The 2,961-nt window shown below is 47.9% G+C and carries 4 protein-coding genes; 1 reads left to right on the top strand and 3 read right to left on the bottom strand.

What is annotated here, in order from left to right:
- The coding region (locus B7X71_RS14505; RefSeq protein WP_293601149.1) for a type II toxin-antitoxin system PemK/MazF family toxin at positions 1 to 250 on the top strand (250 nt) is incomplete at its 5' end.
- A gap of 8 nt (positions 251 to 258) precedes the next feature.
- Here B7X71_RS14505 and B7X71_RS14500 read toward each other — a convergent pair.
- The 3 genes from B7X71_RS14500 to B7X71_RS14490 are packed head-to-tail and all read right to left on the bottom strand — an operon-like array spanning position 259 to position 2,938.
- Positions 259 to 1,848 (bottom strand): gamma-glutamyltransferase family protein, encoded by a 1,590-nt coding sequence (locus tag B7X71_RS14500; protein ID WP_293599062.1) that lies wholly within the window; start codon positions 1,846 to 1,848, stop codon positions 259 to 261.
- A gap of 14 nt (positions 1,849 to 1,862) precedes the next feature.
- Positions 1,863 to 2,588: an LrgB family protein gene (locus tag B7X71_RS14495; protein WP_293599063.1), complete on the bottom strand. Its 726-nt coding sequence runs from the start codon at positions 2,586 to 2,588 to the stop codon at positions 1,863 to 1,865.
- Positions 2,585 to 2,938, bottom strand: a complete 354-nt coding sequence (locus tag B7X71_RS14490) for a CidA/LrgA family protein (RefSeq protein WP_293599064.1) — start codon at positions 2,936 to 2,938, stop codon at positions 2,585 to 2,587. The genes B7X71_RS14495 and B7X71_RS14490 overlap by 4 nt, the downstream gene beginning before the upstream one ends.
- Positions 2,939 to 2,961 lie beyond the last annotated feature (23 nt).

The following is a 2,961-nucleotide window of genomic DNA, read 5'->3' as shown; positions in this document are numbered from 1 at the left end:
ACCATGCGTTGTTGTATCTCCGCAAGAGATGCATGACTTTTTGCGAACCGTGATTATTGCGCCAATGACCACAAAAGGAAGATTAGCATCCTATCGCGTGCCGATTACACACGATGGTAAAAAAGGTTTAGTCCTCTTGGATCAGATTCGCACAATAGATAAGGCCCGCCTAGTCAAAAGATTAGGCGCAGTCAGCAATAAAACATTGGGAGCTAGTCTCGATATATTGCAGGCAACTTTTACGCCGTAGTTGGAAATCTAGAATCCCGCCGCCAATCCATCACGGCGATGATCGCTACCAGCAATATAGGCATCCTTAGTTTCTTCACCGAGCAGTGCAATTGCTTGGGCGCTACCAAAATCCAAGCTATTTGCCGGCATCACGGTCACTTCATGCCCCAGCGCTTTCAAGCCTTCAACTACAGCCATGGGCATAGAAGCTTCTACCGTCAGTTTGCCAAGATCATCAATTCTCCAGCGGGGCGCATCAGAGCAAGCTTGGGGATTGAGATACTCATCAACAAATCTCATGACAAACTGAATATGTCCTTGTGGCTGCATATTGCCACCCATCACACCAAACGCCATAGTAGGTTGATTACCCTTTGTTAAGAATGCAGGAATGATGGAGTGAAAAGGGCGCTTACCTGGCGCTACTTGATTAGGGTGGCCCTCAGTCAGGCTAAAGCTCATGCCGCGGTTATGGAATGCAATACCGCCGGGAGCAACCACTCCGGAACCGAAGCCCTTAAAGTTCGACTGAATATAAGAAATCATCATGCCAGATTCATCTGCAGCACAGAGGTAAACAGTGCCGCCAGCATGAGGATCGCCTGCACCATAGCTACCAGCTTGATTGTGATTAATGAGTGCAGCACGGCTAGCTAAATAATCCCTATCCAATAGGGCGCTTGTTGGCACCTTCATCGAGCTCGCATCAGATACATAGGCATAGGCATCGGCAAAAGCAATGCGCATTGCTTCCACCTGAAGATGAATGCGTTGCGCAGAATTGGCGGGGTATTGTTTGACATTAGCAGCCTGCAAAATACCCAGAGCCATTTGTGCGGCGATGCCCGAGCCATTGGGTGGAATTTCATGGAGGGTGTATTCACCATAATCAAAGGCCAAAGGTTCTACCCATTCAGTTTGATTATTTGCAAAGTCAGTCATAGTGAAGCAACCGCCAGTGCTTTGTGCGAAGTCAACCATGCTTTGCGCTAACCTACCGGTATAAAAAGATTCCCCTTCTGTCTCGGCGATCTCGCGAAGTGTTTTTGCTTGAGCCGGGTAGCGCCATATTTGGCCAGCAACCGGGGCTTTGCCATCGATCAAAAAAGATTCACTAAAGCCCGGTTGATTCTTTAGGATAGGAACTGCTTCGCGCCATTGGCGAGCAATCACCGGTGAAACTGGAAAACCATTCTCTGCATAATCAATTGCGCGCTTAAAGAGTTGCGCAAAAGGCAGCTTACCAAATTTGCGAGATAACTCAATCCATCCTGACACCATGCCTGGTACGGTTACTGTATTCCAGCCAATCAAATCCATTGCAGATTTGCCTGAAAAATAGTCTGGCGTCCATGCTCCTGGTGCGCGACCAGAGGCATTCATGCCATGGAGTTTTTTGCCATCCCAAATTAAGGCGAAACCATCTCCACCGAGACCATTCATGGTGGGCTCAACTACGGTGAGCGTGATTGCAGTTGCTAAAGCCGCATCAACCGCATTGCCACCATGCTGCAGAGCTTCAATACCAGCTTGGGTTGCTAAAGGCTGTGAGCTAGCCACAGCATTCTTAGCTAGCACTGGGGCGCGTGCCCCACTATAAGGAGGAGAAATCAACATAATTTGAAATTTTCTTAATTAAAGATGTGATACAAAATCGGAATAGCTACCGCACTAATTACGCCGTTCATGCCCATAGCGAGGCTGGCATAAGTGCCCGCCTCAGGATGAATGCTAAATGCTCTCGAGGTGCCAATGCCGTGAGCACCAATGCCAATCGCAAACCCACGTTGCCACCATGCTTTCATACCCAAAGCATTGAGAATAAAAGGTGCCAAAATAGCCCCCAGAATTCCGGTGGTGACGGCAAATATAGCGGTGAGGGTTGGGGATACGCTAATACGCTCAGCGATACCCATGGCAATTGGTGCAGTTACCGACTTGGGGTACATGGCACCAGTGATACTGGAATCTGCACCGAATAGTTTGGCGATATTAACGGCGCTGATGATGGATACCAAGCCTCCTGCAACTAAAGACGCCAGTAAAGGCAAGGATCTTCCTTTAAGACTGCTAAGCCCTCTATATATTGGTATTGCTAGTGACACGGTGGCTGAGCCCAATAAGAAGTGAATAAATTGCGCGCCTTCAAAGTAGGTGGAATAGGGCATCTCAATCAATTGAATCATGCTGGCCACCAAGATGATGGCAATAGCTACTGGGTTCGCTAGGGGATTCTGTTTGGTGGCTTTGTAGATTAATAAACCAATTTGATAGGCCGCCAATGTGATGAAGAGTGCAAATAAGGGGCTAGCGGAGAGGTAAACCCAAATCTCTACGATGGAGTGTTTTTCACTCATGATTCAGTGCTTTGAGGTTTTGTACTTAAAAAGCGGACCACAATTGCCGTTGTGGCGATAGTTAAGATAACGCTACCCACTAAGGCACTCACGATGGCCAGTGCATTGGCTTTAAGTTGGGGTAAAAATAGCACCACACCTACTGCTGCCGGCACGAATAAGAGACCTAGGTATTGGCTGAAGCCATCTGCCACCATAGCAAGGTCGTCGTTAATTCCTTTGCGTAGTACTAGCCAAATAATCAGAAGAACTAGGCCAATTACAGGTCCGGGAAGGGTGGGAAGGGCGAATTTGGATATAAGCTCACCCAAGCTTTGGAATAAAAGTATTTGAACAAGGCCGGAGATCATGGGTAAGGCCTCAGAGACTCAAC

The organism is Polynucleobacter sp. 39-46-10, assembly GCF_002282275.1.
This window is presented reverse-complemented; position numbering and strand designations above follow the sequence as displayed.

Bases quoted from the DNA above. Each gene is read 5' to 3' on its own strand.
- B7X71_RS14500 (WP_293599062.1), bottom strand. From the start codon at position 1,848: ATGTTGATTTCTCCTCCTTATAGTGGGGCACGCGCCCCAGTGCTAGCT.
- B7X71_RS14495 (WP_293599063.1), bottom strand. From the start codon at position 2,588: ATGAGTGAAAAACACTCCATCGTAGAGATTTGGGTTTACCTCTCCGCT.
- B7X71_RS14490 (WP_293599064.1), bottom strand. From the start codon at position 2,938: ATGATCTCCGGCCTTGTTCAAATACTTTTATTCCAAAGCTTGGGTGAG.